Source organism: Bacillus gaemokensis (genome assembly GCF_001590835.1).
Classification (GTDB): domain Bacteria; phylum Bacillota; class Bacilli; order Bacillales; family Bacillaceae_G; genus Bacillus_A; species Bacillus_A gaemokensis.
The window spans coordinates 740899-757231 of the sequence record NZ_LTAQ01000001.1 but is presented as its reverse complement, the minus strand read 5'-3'; the positions used below and the strand labels follow the sequence as shown (position 1 = coordinate 757231).

13 protein-coding genes, 1 tRNA gene and 2 pseudogenes are annotated in these 16333 nt (G+C 37.2%); 15 read left to right on the top strand and 1 reads right to left on the bottom strand.

Annotation, left to right across the window (positions count from 1 at the left end):
- Positions 1–199: 199 nt before the first annotated feature.
- The 7 genes from gerE (at position 200) to AZF08_RS04005 (ending at position 4816) form a co-directional block, all read left to right on the top strand.
- The gene (gerE, locus tag AZF08_RS04035; protein ID WP_000659484.1) at positions 200–424 is read left to right on the top strand and encodes a spore germination transcription factor GerE; all 225 of its coding nucleotides are present in this window, start codon (positions 200–202) and stop codon (positions 422–424) included.
- 191 nt (positions 425–615) lie between these two features.
- The gene (gene racE / locus AZF08_RS04030; RefSeq protein WP_063177233.1) at positions 616–1431 is read left to right on the top strand and encodes a glutamate racemase; all 816 of its coding nucleotides are present in this window, start codon (positions 616–618) and stop codon (positions 1429–1431) included.
- 149 nt (positions 1432–1580) lie between these two features.
- Complete coding sequence (locus AZF08_RS04025) at positions 1581–2630, top strand: GerMN domain-containing protein (protein WP_033672774.1); 1050 nt, start codon at positions 1581–1583, stop codon at positions 2628–2630.
- 133 nt (positions 2631–2763) lie between these two features.
- A complete protein-coding gene (rph, locus tag AZF08_RS04020) occupies positions 2764–3501 on the top strand; it encodes a ribonuclease PH (protein WP_033672773.1) in 738 nt (245 codons plus the stop codon).
- 11 nt (positions 3502–3512) lie between these two features.
- On the top strand, positions 3513–4121 hold the full coding sequence (locus AZF08_RS04015) for an XTP/dITP diphosphatase (protein WP_033672772.1): 609 nt from the start codon (positions 3513–3515) through the stop codon (positions 4119–4121).
- Between the two features lie 13 nt (positions 4122–4134).
- Positions 4135–4641 carry a metallophosphoesterase gene (locus AZF08_RS04010; RefSeq protein WP_033672771.1) on the top strand — a complete coding sequence of 169 codons (507 nt, stop codon included), beginning with the start codon at positions 4135–4137 and terminating at the stop codon, positions 4639–4641.
- 101 nt (positions 4642–4742) lie between these two features.
- Positions 4743–4816: transfer RNA gene (locus AZF08_RS04005), tRNA-Gly, on the top strand.
- A gap of 414 nt (positions 4817–5230) precedes the next feature.
- On the opposite strand, the gene AZF08_RS04000 is transcribed toward AZF08_RS04005, so the two are convergent.
- The gene (locus tag AZF08_RS04000) at positions 5231–5845 is read right to left on the bottom strand and encodes a PH domain-containing protein (protein WP_033672770.1); all 615 of its coding nucleotides are present in this window, start codon (positions 5843–5845) and stop codon (positions 5231–5233) included.
- A 154-nt stretch (positions 5846–5999) separates the two neighbouring features.
- On the opposite strand from AZF08_RS04000, the pseudogene AZF08_RS03995 reads away from it, so the two are divergent.
- The 8 genes and pseudogenes from AZF08_RS03995 to ysxC all read left to right on the top strand — a co-directional run bounded on the left by AZF08_RS03995 (position 6000) and on the right by ysxC (position 16304).
- Positions 6000–6414: pseudogene (locus tag AZF08_RS03995) on the top strand (group I intron-associated PD-(D/E)XK endonuclease).
- 307 nt (positions 6415–6721) lie between these two features.
- A pseudogene (locus tag AZF08_RS30380) lies at positions 6722–6932 on the top strand (hypothetical protein).
- 237 nt (positions 6933–7169) lie between these two features.
- Positions 7170–8168, top strand: a complete 999-nt coding sequence (locus AZF08_RS03990; protein WP_033672768.1) for a hypothetical protein — start codon at positions 7170–7172, stop codon at positions 8166–8168.
- Positions 8169–8508: 340 nt separating this feature from the next.
- Entirely contained in the window at positions 8509–9792 is a 1284-nt protein-coding gene (tig, locus tag AZF08_RS03985; protein ID WP_033672766.1) for a trigger factor, read from the top strand.
- A 265-nt stretch (positions 9793–10057) separates the two neighbouring features.
- Positions 10058–11317: an ATP-dependent protease ATP-binding subunit ClpX gene (clpX, locus tag AZF08_RS03980; protein WP_033672765.1), complete on the top strand. Its 1260-nt coding sequence runs from the start codon at positions 10058–10060 to the stop codon at positions 11315–11317.
- A 106-nt stretch (positions 11318–11423) separates the two neighbouring features.
- Positions 11424–13094 (top strand): ATP-dependent protease LonB, encoded by a 1671-nt coding sequence (gene lonB / locus AZF08_RS03975; protein WP_033672763.1) that lies wholly within the window; start codon positions 11424–11426, stop codon positions 13092–13094.
- Between the two features lie 286 nt (positions 13095–13380).
- The gene (gene lon / locus AZF08_RS03970) at positions 13381–15711 is read left to right on the top strand and encodes an endopeptidase La (protein ID WP_033672762.1); all 2331 of its coding nucleotides are present in this window, start codon (positions 13381–13383) and stop codon (positions 15709–15711) included.
- Positions 15708–16304 carry a ribosome biogenesis GTP-binding protein YsxC gene (gene ysxC, locus AZF08_RS03965; RefSeq protein WP_033672761.1) on the top strand — a complete coding sequence of 199 codons (597 nt, stop codon included), beginning with the start codon at positions 15708–15710 and terminating at the stop codon, positions 16302–16304. Before lon ends, ysxC begins: the two co-directional genes overlap by 4 nt.
- Positions 16305–16333: the final 29 nt, after the last annotated feature.

The window sequence follows — 16333 nt, the reverse complement described above, 5'->3', positions numbered from 1 at the left end:
TATTCAGTTGTTTGCTTGTAAGGAATACTCGAGAGATTAGATATAGACTGTACCAAATATATATTCACCTTAAATAACGCATGAAATAAAGCCCATTTTCATTCACCACCTGCACATTCTGTTCATACAATATCTTGACTAAATAAACACCCAACTTACACATATACAGCTCTGGCTTAAGCAAGGAGGGTTATACCAGTTGAAGGAAAAAGCATATCAATCCAAACCGTTACTCACAAAGAGAGAGAGAGAAGTATTTGAATTACTGGTTCAAGATAAAACGACGAAAGAAATTGCAGGTGAACTTTTTATTAGTGAAAAAACCGTACGCAACCATATATCAAATGCGATGCAAAAGCTAGGGGTTAAAGGACGTTCGCAAGCGGTTGTTGAACTTCTGCGTATGGGAGAACTTGAATTATAATAGGTAAAGCCGACTTTTTTATAAAAGGTCGGCTATTTTTCTATCTTGCAAATTGCAAAGAAAAGGAGCAAAATAAAAAAGGTCCTGATCTATACAGGTACATATTTGAGAATCTATTAACAGGGATATTTTAGCTGTATGAAGATTTAAAGTATGTAAGATATACGATATGCAAAAAAATAAGATGATGAATGAGAAAACGGGTGATTATGTTGAATAGAGCGATTGGTGTCATTGATTCGGGAGTAGGAGGATTAACAGTAGCGAAAGAGTTAATTCGTCAGCTGCCCAAAGAGCGTATTATATATTTAGGAGATACAGCACGTTGTCCTTATGGTCCGCGTTCTCGCGAAGAGGTGCGTCAATTTACATGGGAAATGACTGAACATTTATTAGCGCTGGATATTAAGATGCTAGTCATTGCTTGTAATACTGCTACTGCGGTTGTACTTGAGGAGATGCAGAAACAATTACCAATTCCGGTAGTCGGTGTAATTCATCCTGGCTCACGTACCGCTTTAAAAGTGACGAATACGTACCATGTTGGTATTATTGGAACAATTGGGACTGTGAAAAGTGGCGCATATGAATATGCGTTAAAATCTATTAATAACCGGGTTATGGTAGAGAGTTTAGCGTGTCCGCCATTTGTTGAGCTTGTTGAAAGTGGGAACTTTGAGAGCCAGATGGCGTATGAGGTTGTCAGAGAAACGTTGCAGCCATTAAAGGCTACTGAAATCGATACACTGATTTTAGGTTGTACACATTATCCAATTTTAGGCCCTGTTATTAAACGAGTAATGGGAAATCAAGTCCAGTTAATTAGTTCAGGTGATGAAACGGCTCGTGAAGTGAGCACGATTTTATATCATAGTAAGATGTTAAATGAAGGGGAAGAACAGAGTGATCATCTCTTCTTAACAACAGGGAAAATAGATTTATTTAAAGAAATTGCTTCTAAATGGTTTGGACAGCCAATTGAAAATGTAAAGCATATTAATTTGTAAACAAGTTAATCATAGATTCCTATAAAAACTCCTGAGAAATCGGGAGTTTTTTATTTGATAAATGGAAAGATAAGTTGTCATTGCTTGTTCTAAAATAGTAAATAGCTCGTATACATATAGTACAAACTTAGATTTTAGGGGGAAATGGTATGCCTAAATCCACTTTTAAATGGCTTGTTTGTGTTACAGTGAGCGCAGTTTTATTAACAGGATGTGGTTTGTTAAATAAGGAGAAAGAGACAGAACAAATTGACCCACCGAAAAAAGTTACGTATACAGAAGGTGAGAAGAAAGAAACTGCAAAAAAAGAAAAGCAAGGGCAAACGATAAATCGAGAGTTATACCTTGTTGATAAAAATGGTTATGTCGTGCCTCAAACGATAGCGATGCCTGTTCCAAAAGAGAATGACGTTGTAAAACAAACATTAGAATATCTTGTGAAGGATGGTCCTGTAACAAATTTGCTGCCGAATGGGTTCCGAGCTGTTCTTCCGGCAAACACTACTTTGTCAGTTGATGTGAAAAAAGACGGGACAGCGGTGGTTGATTTTTCAAAGGAAATGAAAAGTTATAAAAAAGAAGAAGAGCGTCAAATCATTGAATCAGTAGCGTGGACATTAACACAATTTAAAGACATTAAACAAGTCAAGTTTCAAATAAATGGTGAGAAATTAGCGAAGATGCCTGTTGGTGGTGCACCGATTGGTGAGGGTGTGAGCCGCGCGGATGGTATTAACTTTGATGATGAGCAGGTAACAGACGTGACAAATACGAAGCCTGTTACACTTTATTTTATGGCGCAAAACAATAATAAGCAGCAGTACTATGTACCGGTGACACGCCGCGTTGCAGAAGGGAAAGAAAATGAATTAGCAACAGTTGTGAATGAACTTGTGAAAGGACCATCTCATTCGTCTTTACTTAATGATTTTAACCCTGATGTGAAACTTGTCAGTGAACCGAAAGTGCAAGATGGAAAGATTACATTGAATTTTAATGAAAACATTTATACAAACAAAGATAAAAGTATGATTTCAAATTATGTACTGCAATCACTCGTGTTATCTCTAACGGAAAAACAAGGTGTGAAAAATGTTTCTGTTGAAGTAAATGGAAAAGCAAATCTTGTTAATGAGAAGGGTGAGAAACTGACAAAACCTGTCGATCGTCCACAAAACGTAAATACAGGTAGTTTTTAATCGTAAATAATTTGATATACTTATGTAAGAAAGGGGAATTTCTTTTTGAGTTCCTCTTCTTCTATTTGTTGTAGATATTATAAAATGAAAACGGGCTATACTAAAAAGTAGCAGTTATGAGGGAGGTTATTTTATGCGAGTAGATGGTAGAGAGGTAACAGAATTACGCCATGTACATATTCATACAAATTATTTAAAACATCCAGAGGGCTCTGTATTAATTGAGGTTGGGGACACGAAGGTGATTTGCTCAGCGACGATTGAAGAGCGTGTGCCGCCATTTATGAGAGGCGAAGGGAAGGGTTGGGTAACCGCGGAATATGCGATGATTCCACGTGCAACTGAACAACGTACAATTCGTGAGTCAAGTAAAGGGAAAGTAACTGGTCGCACAATGGAAATTCAGCGTCTAATTGGACGAGCGCTGCGTGCGGTTGTTGATTTAGAAGCGCTTGGCGAAAGAACAGTTTGGATTGACTGTGATGTCATTCAAGCAGATGGCGGAACAAGAACGGCTTCTATTACAGGTGCTTATGTCGCGATGGTATTAGCTTTTGAAAAGTTATTACAAGCAGAAAAGGTATCTAAAATTCCAGTGAAAGATTATTTAGCTGCAACCTCGGTTGGTATTGTTGAAGAACAAGGTGTCGTTTTAGATTTAAACTATGCAGAAGATTCTAAAGCAGATGTTGACATGAATGTCATTATGACTGGAAAAGGGCAGTTTGTTGAAGTGCAAGGAACTGGGGAAGAAGCAACATTTAGCCGAGCGGAATTAAATGAATTGCTTGATGCGGCAGAACAAGGGATCTTACAGCTTGTTGAAAAGCAAAAAGAAGCGTTAGGTGACATCGTATCTCATATAGAGTAGAGGTGGAAAGTATGAAACAAGTTGTTGTAGCAACAAAAAATATGGGGAAAGTGCGTGAGTTTGCTGAGTTGTTTGAGAGATTCGATTTAGAGGTGAAATCTCTTCATGACTTCCCTCATATTGAAGAAGCAGAAGAAACGGGTGAAACATTTGAGGAGAACGCGATTTTGAAGGCGGACAGCTTATGTAAGCAGTTAAACTCTATTGTCATTGCGGATGATTCTGGCCTTATTATCGATGCTTTGAATGGAAATCCTGGTGTGCGCTCTGCTCGTTACGCTGGAGAACCAAAAGACGATCAGGCGAATATTGATAAAGTTTTAACAGAATTAGACGGCGTGCCCATGGAGAAACGTACAGCGCGTTTTTATTGCGCGTTAGCAGTCGCATTCCCAGAAGCTGATAAAGAACCGGTTATTGTAAATGGAACATGTGAAGGGAAAATGCTAGAACAGTCTCGTGGTGAGAATGGCTTTGGCTATGATCCAATCTTTTATGTAAAAGAATATAAAAGATCAATGGCTGAATTAACTTCAGATGAGAAAAATGCAATTAGCCATCGCGGGCGTGCTCTTCGTAAATTAGAAGAGAAAATCCCAGCATGGTTTTTAGGAGAGTAAGGGAGAGAGACTGATGAAAGCTTTAATCGTAAGCGATAGTCACAGCTCGGTGAAAGAGTTACAACAATTGAAAGAACTGTATGAAGGTAAAGTAGATGTCATGATTCATTGCGGTGATTCAGAGCTCACGTCAACTCATCCGGATTTGCAAGGGTTCCAAGTTGTAAAGGGAAATTGTGATTCTTATAATAGTTTTGAGGATGAAATTATTACCGATGTAAAGGACGTACGCTTTTTGATTGTGCATGGACATCGACATAATGTGAAAATGACATTACAGACTTTGGCGTATCGTGCAGAAGAGGTAGAAGCGAATGTAGTATGCTTTGGACATTCGCATGTACTAGGAGCGGAATTGGTTAAGGGGATTTTATTTATCAATCCAGGAAGTATTTTATTGCCCCGTGCCCGTACCGAAAAAACATTTGCTTTGTTAGAAATGGACGGAAATGAAATGAAAGTTCGTTTTGAAACATTGGATGGACAAGTTGTTGAACAAGAAACTTTTCAAAGAGGATAAGAAAAATTATCCTCTTTGAAAAAAAGTGTTGACTTTATTTGCACGTACAAATATAATAAACCTTGTCGATAAGACATCAGCGAAAAATAAAAATAACATATGCGGGTGTAGTTTAGTGGTAAAACAAGAGCCTTCCAAGCTCTGGTCGAGAGTTCGATTCTCTTCACCCGCTCCATGTCCCAGTAGCTCAGCAGGATAGAGCAACGGCCTTCAAGAATAGGAGCCTTTATAGGGAAACAAGAACCTATAGAGTGGACGACACTATATCGGTGAAGCCTTAACAGTACGGCTGATGGTAATACCGAGGAAACTTACGATTTTCCTTGAGAAGATTAAGGAGTTTTGAATGATTAAGTAAATCTTAATGGTAAAGACTCTGAAGTATGATGAAAATCATCGTGAGGTTCCGTAGAGACTACACGTGTCGCACCTGAAATGGTGAAGATATAGTCCAGACTACAAACAGTAATTGCTGGTAGCGAAAGCTATGGTGGTAAGCTAAGCCGTCGGTCGGGAGTTCGAATCTCTCCTGGGACGCTAAAAAAACCTTGTTATCTTTTGATAACAAGGTTTTTTATTTGTCTAAAAATTAGTTGTTAATAAATTTTTCGAAGACAAATCCATAATCTTTCACGTTATATTGCTTTTTCGTATCAACAAGCCAATTAAAAGCGGTTTGATTTATTTCTTTAAATTGCTCTGCTAAATTAAGTTGTGCATTTGTGATACGGCTAAATGTGTTAGAGGCCATATCTAAACTTCTATGAGCATATTGTAATGTAATGTCATTTTCGTAGGAAATTTCTTCGATTTTTAGAAGGGCTTTATATAAGTCTTTTAATTCTTCAATATGTTTTTTGTGAACATCGATTGAGTAATATTCATCTCCCATATGAAATTTAATCTCCACATCTAAATCAATTGTGCCCGCAGTTTCTAATGCTACGTTTCTGATTTGATATTTACTGTAACTAAAGCGTCGTAGCGTGCGTTTTTTGCTCGCTGCACTTGTCCCATCTAAATGAATTAATCCTTTGTTTGTAAAGCAATACTCATCGGATTTTGATTTGATGAGAAAATAAATTTTTTCTCCATCTTCATGCATGACATAATCATCAGCATCGACTTTATCGTAATCTTTCGGTGTGATCACAGAACCTACATCGCTTAATCCTAAAACATCAGCAGCCACTTTTTTGAACATATAACTCATCCCCTTTTTGAATTCTGAATTGTACGAAATTATATTACCATGTTTATAGAGAGTTTATAAGTTTAATTAAAAAATTGAAGGAGGGATTGTGAATGAACTACCGAATTTAATTTAGAGAATAACTTTAAAGGTGTTGAGTGGACAAATGTATCATCATACAAAAAACAAAAGGAGATTTAGGTGTTTTAAAGGCTCAGGTGGACTTGTATGAAAAAGGATATATGATTTTAACTCCATGCACAGAACATTCTCCATTTGATCTTGTCGTTTACAAAGAAGGGGTATTTAAGAGAGTGCAGGTGAAATACAGAGAATTAAATGAGAGAGGAATACTTGAAATTAGATTTCGTTCTAGTTATTCGACTACAAATGGGATAACTATAAAAAATGTAGATAAAGAGGAAATAGATATTTATTGTATATACTGTCTTCAAACTGATTTGTGCTATTACTTTGATCCAAAATCATTTCGTAAATCAATTAGTCTAAGAATAGATTCAGCGAAGAATCATCAAGAAAAGAACATCAATTTTGCAGACAATTATAGAGAAGTCCCGTAAAAATCACCTTCAATTCTGTTAGGTGTTTTTCTTTTGTTTGGAAATCTTACAATTCTGTAAGGTAAGTGTAAGGAAGTTCGATGGTAACAAAATGTCCGTTCTTTATAATAAAGGTAACAAAGATGAAACGAGGAGGAAGAAATCATGAAAGGATTAATTGTAACAGCTTTAACGGTAGCTTTTGGTTTTGTAGCATATGAGAAATTAACGTATGTAATTGACGTTGTGAAACATTTAGTAGCATAGAAAGATATTTTTGTACGATAAGGGAAAGGGAAAGGGAAAGGGAAAGGGAATGGGTAAATGAATGGAATGGTTATTTGGCATTATAGGCGTCTGTAGTGTTGCGTTATTGTTGTTTGTCCCATCAACTGCATGCCTGCATTATGCTTATTATTATGTTTCTTATGAAGCAAAGTAAGCCAATCTTTTTTTTTAGCATGATTGTTGTTACAATTCTTGCTCTCCAAATTATTACTCTTTTTGTGTATCCTAAAATTATAAACGCTTTCTATTAATAAGAAATCCTCCGCGCCGATTACTGAGGGTTTTTTATTTGTTTTCTAATGATTTTTTGTTACAGATAGAAGTGTTGTTTGTATAAAAGAATATTGTTAGTGTAATTTTGTTGTTATTATCATAAAAATTAAATATTTTCATATTTCAAATAAATGTATGTGGAATGTTGTTTTCTTATCAGTCATTTGTTATATTTACTTTGAAGATATTTAAAATCTAAAAAAAGAGGCGGACGTATGGATAAAAAAGAAAATACGGTCGTATTGTTTCCGCAGTTGTCAGAGCGTTATATCGATCAAGGGTTTTTGGCACTGAAGGATAGAGAGTTCGAAGATGCATTGCGCTGCTTTGAAATATTGCGTCAGTATCATGCAGAAACAGAACAAACAGAACTAGCGTCGGTTATTTGTTTGCTGGAATTAAAACGAATAGAAGAGTCGAAAGAGAAATGTGAGAAGTTGCTTGAAACAGGGAAAGTCTTATTTGGTGATATTCTTGAAACATATGTGACGATTTTAGTACAAACAAATGATTATGAAGGCGTAATTGAAACTGTTGAAGGTGTTTTGCAAAATCAAGAATTGACAGTAGAACAAAGAGAAAAATTAGCAAAACTGGCCCAGTTTGCAGAAAATATGCTAGCTGGTGAAGAGGCGCCGCCAATAGAATCAGATTTCGATCTGGAGGAATTTTCAAAGGAGTTATTCGTAGACAGTTTTGGACAGAAGTTAAGAGCGATTAATGATCTATCGCTTAAAGATCTTGAAAAAGCTTTGCCAGCTTTACGTAAATTTCTTGTTGATGAAACAGAACATCCATATTTAAAAACTTCTATTATATACAAAATGGTAGAAAAGCGTATGGAAGAAGAAATAGAAGTGGAGAAATTTGGCGATAAAATAGTAGTTATCCCAGCTAATTTGGGTCATAATGATGAGTACACGGATAAGGTTATACATATATTATCTAATCGTTTAGAAAATGATAATCCGACTATATTTGAGACAATTATTACATATTGGAGAGAAATGCAAACTAGTCTATTCCCGTTCCCGCTATTAACGGATAAAGTCGAAGTTTGGGCGGCTGTTTTAGAGAGAATAGGAAGAAAGCGCTTTGGATTAATAATTGACGAAGAGGAACTCATGGAAGCGTATAATATCTCTTTGGAAGAATTTCATATTGCCTATCAATGGTTTTTACGCGTTGAGAGAGAAGGATATTTACCTGTATAATTATGAAAAAGAATCGTTCAGTTATTGAAACGAAAATATTCTATGTTATAATGTAAGGGTTGCAAAAGGCTGAATTCTGCCTTTTTGTAAGAGAAGAGAAGTGAAGTGTAATTCTCTTACTTAATATGTTTCATATTATTCTCGAACAAAATATACCGCGTTTGTCTTTTTTAGACAACTAGTAGATTGGGAAGTGTGTATCGGAAGGCTTTTGCTAGAGGATAGAAAGTTTGAATTAATCAGCTTTTTAACAATTTTATTGTTTCTAGAAAAGAAACGATAAAAATCTCAATCTCTAGAGGTATGTGCATACATTATTATAGTTGGAGGGAAAGAATAAATGGCTGCAAAATGGGAAAAATTAGAAGGTAACGTTGGCGTTTTAACAATCGAAGTTGATGCGAAAGAAGTAAACAACTCTATTGACGCTGCGTTCAAAAAAGTAGTAAAAACAATTAACGTACCAGGTTTCCGTAAAGGGAAAATGCCTCGTCCGTTATTCGAACAACGCTTCGGTGTTGAATCTTTATACCAAGATGCTTTAGATATCATCTTACCAAAAGCATACGGTGAAGCAATCGATGAAACTGGTATCTTCCCAGTTGCTCATCCTGAGATCGACATCGAGAAATTCGAAAAAGGTCAAAACTTAATCTTCACTGCAAAAGTTACTGTAAAACCTGAAGTTAAATTAGGTGAATACAAAGGCTTAGCAGTAGAAAAAGTTGAAACAACTGTAACTGACGAAGATGTAGAGAACGAATTAAAATCTTTACAAGAGCGTCAAGCTGAGCTAGTTGTTAAAGAAGAAGGAACTGCTGAAAATGGTGATACAGCTGTAATCGACTTTGAAGGTTTCGTTGAAGGCGAAGCATTCGAAGGCGGAAAAGGCGAAAACTACTCTCTAGCAATCGGTTCTAACACATTCATCCCAGGTTTTGAAGAGCAATTAATTGGTCTAAAAGCTGGCGAAGAAAAAGAAGTTGAAGTATCATTCCCAGAAGAGTACCATGCTGCTGAACTTGCTGGTAAACCAGCAACATTTAAAGTAACAGTTCATGAAATTAAATCAAAAGAACTTCCTGCTTTAAATGACGAGTTCGCTAAAGATGCAGACGAAGAAGTAGCAACTCTTGATGAGTTAAAAGCAAAACTTCGTACAAACTTAGAAGAAGGCAAAAAGCACGAAGCTGAGCACAAAGTTCGTGACGAAGTAGTAGAAAAAGCTGCTGCTAACGCTGAAATCGAAATTCCAGAAGCTATGATCGAAACTGAGTTAGATCGTATGGTTCGTGAATTCGAGCAACGCTTAAGCCAACAAGGTATGAACCTTGAGCTTTACTACCAATTCACAGGTACTGACGCTGACAAGTTAAAAGAACAAATGAAAGAAGATGCACAAAAACGTGTAAGAATCAACCTTGTTCTTGAAGCTATCATTGAAGCTGAAAACATCGAAGTTACTGAAGAAGAAGTAACTGCAGAAGTTGAAAAAATGGCTGCAATGTACAACATGCCAGTTGAAGCTATCACACAAGCTCTTGGAAGCGCTGATGCTTTATCTGAAGATCTTAAAGTTCGTAAAGCTGTAGACTTCTTAGTAGACAACAGCAAAGCTGCATAATAAAATAATAAGGCACGATTTTGATCGTGCCTTATTTTATAAATATAGATAATATATTTATAAAAGTTTTCGATGTAGAAGGAAAAGATCCTTTGAAAGTCGAATATACATATTTCAAAAGTTTTAAAAATTTTTTATTTGTACATAACTAGTCATATTATTTGTATTTCTAGCCGCGTAGTGACATAATATGTATTTACATACGATACATTTATCGTGTACATACGAGGGCAAGATGTTAGCACTTTGTAAGGGGTGTGAAAATATGTTTAAATTTAATGATGAAAAAGGACAACTGAAATGTTCTTTCTGTGGTAAAACACAAACGCAAGTCCGAAAGCTTGTTGCTGGTCCAGGTGTCTACATTTGTGATGAGTGTATTGAGCTTTGTACAGAGATTGTACAAGAGGAGCTTGCAAAAGACGAAGAAGTAGAATTCAAAGATGTACCGAAACCGGTAGAGATTCGTGAAATCTTAGATGAGTATGTAATCGGACAAGACAACGCGAAGAAAGCTTTAGCGGTGGCGGTATATAACCATTACAAACGCATTAATTCTAACAGCAAAATTGATGATGTAGAATTGGCGAAGAGTAATATCGCACTTATCGGGCCAACAGGTAGTGGTAAAACGCTATTGGCACAAACACTAGCGCGTATTTTAAATGTTCCATTTGCAATCGCGGATGCAACATCTTTAACAGAAGCTGGATATGTAGGTGAAGATGTAGAAAACATCTTATTAAAACTTATCCAAGCAGCTGATTACGATGTTGAGAAAGCTGAAAAAGGAATCATTTATATTGATGAGATTGATAAAGTGGCGCGTAAGTCAGAAAATCCGTCAATTACACGTGATGTGTCTGGTGAGGGTGTGCAGCAAGCCCTTCTGAAAATTTTAGAAGGTACTGTAGCAAGCGTTCCACCTCAAGGTGGCCGTAAGCATCCACATCAAGAATTTATCCAAATTGATACAACGAACATTCTATTCATTTGCGGTGGTGCGTTTGATGGCATTGAGCCAATTATTAAACGTCGCCTTGGTGAAAAGGTAATTGGATTTGGTTCAGAGAAGAAAAATGCTGATGTAAATGAAAAGCATGTTTTATCTCATGTGCTACCAGAAGATCTTTTAAGATTTGGTTTAATTCCAGAGTTTATCGGTCGTCTACCAGTTATCGCAAACTTAGAGCCGCTTGATGAAGGTGCTCTTGTTGATATTTTAACAAAACCGAAAAATGCACTTGTAAAGCAATTCCAAAAATTATTGGAGCTTGACGATGTTGAGTTAGAATTTGAAGAAGGAGCGCTGATTGAGATTGCGAAAAAAGCAATTGAACGTAAAACAGGTGCTCGTGGACTTCGCTCTATTATTGAAGGCTTAATGCTAGATGTAATGTTCGAACTTCCATCTCGTAAAGACATCGAGAAGTGTATTCTTTCAAAAGAAACAGTAGCGGACGATGCTGCGCCAAAATTGGTGTTACAAGACGGTACTGTACTTGATACAAAAACATCTGCATAATGTAAGAGGGAAACAGCAATTTTTATAATTGCTGTTTCTTATTATGTTTAGCTCTATTCCTCCAAGGAAATACTAAATGGTAAAACATGGCAGGAGGAAATAAATTATGAGCTGGACAAATATATTCTTACTTGTTCAACTTGTTTTTGGTGTAATTGTCGGATTATATTTTTGGCATTTGCTCCGAAATCAGCGAACACAAAAAGTTTCAATTGATCGAGAATCGAAAAAAGAATTAGAACAACTTCGTAAAATGCGTGAGATTTCTTTGACAGAACCGCTTGCTGAAAAGGTACGTCCCACATCTTTTTTAGATATTGTTGGACAAGAGGATGGGATTAGATCGTTAAAAGCTGCGCTTTGTGGTCCAAACCCGCAACATGTCATTATATATGGGCCTCCTGGAGTAGGGAAAACAGCGGCGGCACGTCTTGTGTTAGAAGAGGCAAAGAAAAATCCAAAATCCCCATTTCGTAGTAACGCAACATTTATTGAACTTGATGCAACAACAGCTCGCTTTGATGAGCGCGGCATTGCTGATCCTTTAATTGGTTCCGTACATGATCCGATTTATCAAGGTGCAGGTGCAATGGGGCAAGCAGGGATTCCACAACCAAAAAAAGGTGCCGTAACAGATGCGCATGGTGGCATTTTGTTTATTGATGAAATTGGGGAATTGCATCCAATTCAGATGAATAAAATGTTAAAGGTATTAGAAGATCGCAAAGTGTTTTTGGAAAGTGCTTACTACAGTGAAGAAAATTCAATGATTCCAACGTACATACATGATATTTTTCAAAAAGGTTTACCAGCGGATTTTCGTTTAGTTGGAGCGACAACTCGTTCTCCAGATGAAATTCCTCCTGCCATTCGTTCTCGCTGTTTAGAAGTGTTCTTCCGGGAACTAGATACAGAAGAAATTCAAAAAGTAGCGAAGAATGCAGCTGAAAAAGTGAAAATGGATATTGGAGGGCAAGGTGTCGAAATGATAGGCATGTATGCGAGGAATGGGAGAGAAGCCATCAATCTTGTCCAAATTTCGGCCGGAATGGCAATCAATGAGGGACGTTCTTTTATTAAAGATGAGGATATTGAATGGGTCGTTCATTCGAGTCAGCTTACTCCAAAATATGAAAAGCGAATTTATCCGATTCCAAAGATTGGTCTAGTAAATGGTCTCGCCGTATATGGGCCGAATACAGGAGCACTATTAGAAATTGAAGTAACAGCTATCCCTGCTAAGGATAAAGGGGCAGTGAATGTTACAGGGATTGTGGAAGAAGAGAGTATTGGTAGTCAAACTAAATCGATTCGCCGTAAGAGTATGGCGAGAGGTTCTGTTGATAATGTGTTAACCGTGCTGCGTTCTCTCGACTTGTTGCCAGAAGGATATGATATACATATTAATTTTCCAGGTGGTATTCCAATTGATGGACCATCTGCTGGAATTGCGATGGCAACAGGTGTATATTCCGCCTTACAACGTATGTATGTGAATAACGAAATAGCGCTGACGGGAGAAATCAGCATTCATGGGGAAGTAAAACCAGTTGGCGGTGTATATGCAAAAGTGAAAGCTGCGAAAAAAGCAGGGGCTAAAAAGGTCATTATCCCGGCTGAAAATATGCAACCATTTTTATACACAATAAAGGGTATTGAAATTATTCCTGTTCGAAAGTTGAAAGAAGTTTTTGAGTTAACATTCGTGCAAGAGAACATTCATCGTGAAATCGATGTACGCCGTGGGGTAGATGAAAGCGATGCACAATCGATGTAAAATAAAAGTAAATAAGGTTCTAATGAGAAGTTTCCTTTAATTGGAATGCGGCATAGAACATAATAATATTTGCCAGACTTCGTTTAAGTTTGTATGCTTAAGCGGAGTCCCTTTTTCTTTTGTCCTATTATTCGCGGGCAGTAAGAGTCTTAAACTGATGAAAGCTTCACTTTATAGAGAAAGAAAAAGTAGGAGTTTTGTAATTGCAAGGAACCTCTGCAATTGCATCAAGGTGTATTGTAATATAAAATAGTTGAACAGGAGTTTAATTTATTATGGAGGTGCTATGTCTAGTATGAATACGAACGAAAGAATTATGCCCCTCCTACCATTAAGAGGCGTTCTCGTATATCCAACGATGGTTCTGCATCTTGATGTAGGACGTGATAAATCGATACAAGCACTAGAGCAGGCAGCAATGGATGAAAATATTATCTTTTTAGCGATGCAAAGAGAAATGAATATCGATGATCCGAAAGAAGATGACATATATAGTGTGGGTACGGTGGCGAAAGTAAAGCAGATGTTAAAACTGCCGAACGGTACGCTTCGTGTCCTTGTAGAAGGTTTACATAGAGCAGAAGTAGTAAAGTTTATTGAAGAAGAAGAGGTAGTAAAAGTCTCGATTCAAATGGTAACAGAGGAAGAAGAAGGCGACCTAGAGGAAAAAGCTCTTATGCGCACGTTGCTGGAACATTTTGAGCAATATATTAAAGTTTCCAAAAAGATATCGAATGAAACATTTGCAACAGTAGCAGATGTAGAAGAACCTGGCCGTTTAGCTGACTTAATTGCTTCTCATTTACCAATTAAGACGAAACAAAAGCAAGAGATTTTAGAAACGCTAGCAGTAAAAGAAAGATTACATACACTTATTTCCATTATTCAAGATGAACAAGAACTATTAAGTTTAGAAAAGAAGATTGGGCAGAAAGTGAAGCGTTCAATGGAACGTACGCAAAAAGAGTACTTCTTGCGTGAACAAATGAAAGCTATCCAAACAGAGCTTGGTGATAAAGAAGGTAAAGGCGGCGAAGTAGAAGAACTTCGTACGAAAATTGAAGAGGCAGGAATGCCAGAAGAAACGAAGAAGGCTGCTTTAAAAGAATTGGATCGTTATGAAAAGTTGCCAGTAAGTTCTGCGGAGAGCGGTGTTATTCGCAATTATCTTGATTGGTTATTAGCACTTCCGTGGACAGAAGCAACAGAGGATATGATCGATTTAGCACATTCGGAACAGATTTTAAATAAAGATCATTACGGTCTCGAGAAAGTGAAAGAACGTGTGCTCGAATATTTAGCTGTACAAAAGCTAACAAATTCGTTAAAAGGACCAATTCTTTGTTTAGTAGGACCTCCTGGTGTCGGAAAAACATCTTTAGCTCGTTCGATTGCGACATCGTTAAATCGTAATTTTGTGCGTGTCTCTCTTGGTGGCGTTCGTGATGAATCTGAAATTCGTGGTCACCGTCGTACATATGTCGGGGCAATGCCAGGCCGTATTATTCAAGGAATGAAAAAGGCGAAGACAATCAATCCTGTCTTTTTATTAGATGAAATTGATAAAATGTCTAATGATTTCCGTGGTGATCCGTCTGCTGCGTTATTAGAAGTGTTAGACCCAGAGCAAAATCATAACTTTAGTGATCATTATATTGAAGAGCCTTATGATTTATCAAAAGTAATGTTTGTTGCAACTGCAAATACGCTAGCAAGCATTCCAGGTCCACTTCTTGATCGTATGGAAATTATTTCGATTGCTGGTTATACAGAGATTGAAAAAGTACATATTGCGCGTGAGCATTTATTACCAAAGCAATTAACGGAACATGGCTTGCGAAAAGGAAATCTGCAAGTGCGTGATGAAGCGCTGCTTGAAATCATTCGTTACTACACACGCGAGGCGGGTGTTCGTACGCTTGAGCGTCAAATTGCAAAGATTTGTCGTAAAGCAGCAAAAATTATCGTAACAGAAGAGCGTAAACGTATTGTTGTAACAGAAAAAAATATTACTGACTTGCTTGGTAAACATATATTCCGTTACGGGCAAGCTGAAACGAAAGACCAAGTTGGAATGGCAACTGGCTTAGCGTATACAGCTGCTGGTGGTGATACACTTGCAATTGAAGTGTCTGTATCTCCAGGAAAAGGGAAATTGATTTTAACAGGGAAACTTGGGGATGTTATGAAAGAATCCGCACAAGCCGCATTTAGCTACATTCGTTCTCGTGCAGAGGAACTTCACATCGATTCAGATTTCCATGAAAAGAATGATATTCATATTCATGTTCCAGAAGGAGCAGTTCCAAAGGACGGTCCATCAGCTGGTATTACAATGGCAACGGCACTTATTTCTGCCCTAACAGGCGTTCCTGTAAGCAAAGAAGTAGGGATGACAGGTGAAATTACACTTCGTGGTCGTGTGTTACCAATCGGTGGTTTGAAAGAAAAAACATTAAGTGCTCATCGTGCAGGCTTAACGAAAATTATTTTGCCAGCAGAAAATGAAAAAGATTTAGATGATATTCCGGAAAGCGTAAAAGAAAACCTTACGTTTGTGCTTGTTTCTCATTTAGACGAAGTATTGGAGCACGCATTAGTAGGAGTGAAACAATGAAAGTAACAAAAGCAGATATTGTAATCAGTGCTGTAAAACCAGAACAATATCCAGATGTGGACTTGCCAGAAATTGCATTAGCTGGTCGTTCTAATGTTGGAAAGTCTTCCTTTATTAATAAAATTTTAAACCGTAAAAAATTAGTACGTATCTCTTCGAAACCGGGAAAAACGCAAACATTGAACTTTTTCTTAATCAATGAAATGATGCACTTTGTTGACGTGCCAGGCTATGGGTATGCGAAAGTATCGAAAACAGAGCGAGCGGCATGGGGAAGAATGATTGAAACGTATTTCACAACGCGTGAGCAATTAGATGCGGCTGTATTAGTAGTTGATTTACGTCATCAACCAACAAAAGATGATGTCATGATGTATGACTTCCTTAAGCATTATGAAATTCCAACTATTATTATTGCGACGAAAGCTGATAAAATTCCGAAAGGAAAATGGCAAAAGCATTTGAAAGTTGTGAAAGAAACGCTTGATATTGAACAAGGTGATGAAGTGGTTCTATTTTCATCGGAAACAGGACTTGGAAAAGATGAAGCGTGGAAAGCAATTCATAAATTTACAAAAACAAAAAACGCGTGACGATTCGTCGCGCGTTTTTGTTTTGAGAA

Excerpts from the sequence above, each read along its gene's own strand:
- AZF08_RS04015 (WP_033672772.1), top strand. The coding sequence starts at position 3,513 with ATGAAACAAGTTGTTGTAGCAACAAAAAATATGGGGAAAGTGCGTGAG.
- AZF08_RS03990 (WP_033672768.1), top strand. The coding sequence starts at position 7,170 with ATGGATAAAAAAGAAAATACGGTCGTATTGTTTCCGCAGTTGTCAGAG.
- AZF08_RS04010 (WP_033672771.1), top strand. The coding sequence starts at position 4,135 with ATGAAAGCTTTAATCGTAAGCGATAGTCACAGCTCGGTGAAAGAGTTA.
- rph (WP_033672773.1), top strand. The coding sequence starts at position 2,764 with ATGCGAGTAGATGGTAGAGAGGTAACAGAATTACGCCATGTACATATT.
- ysxC (WP_033672761.1), top strand. The coding sequence starts at position 15,708 with ATGAAAGTAACAAAAGCAGATATTGTAATCAGTGCTGTAAAACCAGAA.
- AZF08_RS04025 (WP_033672774.1), top strand. The coding sequence starts at position 1,581 with ATGCCTAAATCCACTTTTAAATGGCTTGTTTGTGTTACAGTGAGCGCA.
- AZF08_RS04000 (WP_033672770.1), bottom strand. The coding sequence starts at position 5,845 with ATGTTCAAAAAAGTGGCTGCTGATGTTTTAGGATTAAGCGATGTAGGT.
- lonB (WP_033672763.1), top strand. The coding sequence starts at position 11,424 with ATGAGCTGGACAAATATATTCTTACTTGTTCAACTTGTTTTTGGTGTA.
- clpX (WP_033672765.1), top strand. The coding sequence starts at position 10,058 with ATGTTTAAATTTAATGATGAAAAAGGACAACTGAAATGTTCTTTCTGT.
- tig (WP_033672766.1), top strand. The coding sequence starts at position 8,509 with ATGGCTGCAAAATGGGAAAAATTAGAAGGTAACGTTGGCGTTTTAACA.
- lon (WP_033672762.1), top strand. The coding sequence starts at position 13,381 with ATGTCTAGTATGAATACGAACGAAAGAATTATGCCCCTCCTACCATTA.
- racE (WP_063177233.1), top strand. The coding sequence starts at position 616 with ATGAGAAAACGGGTGATTATGTTGAATAGAGCGATTGGTGTCATTGAT.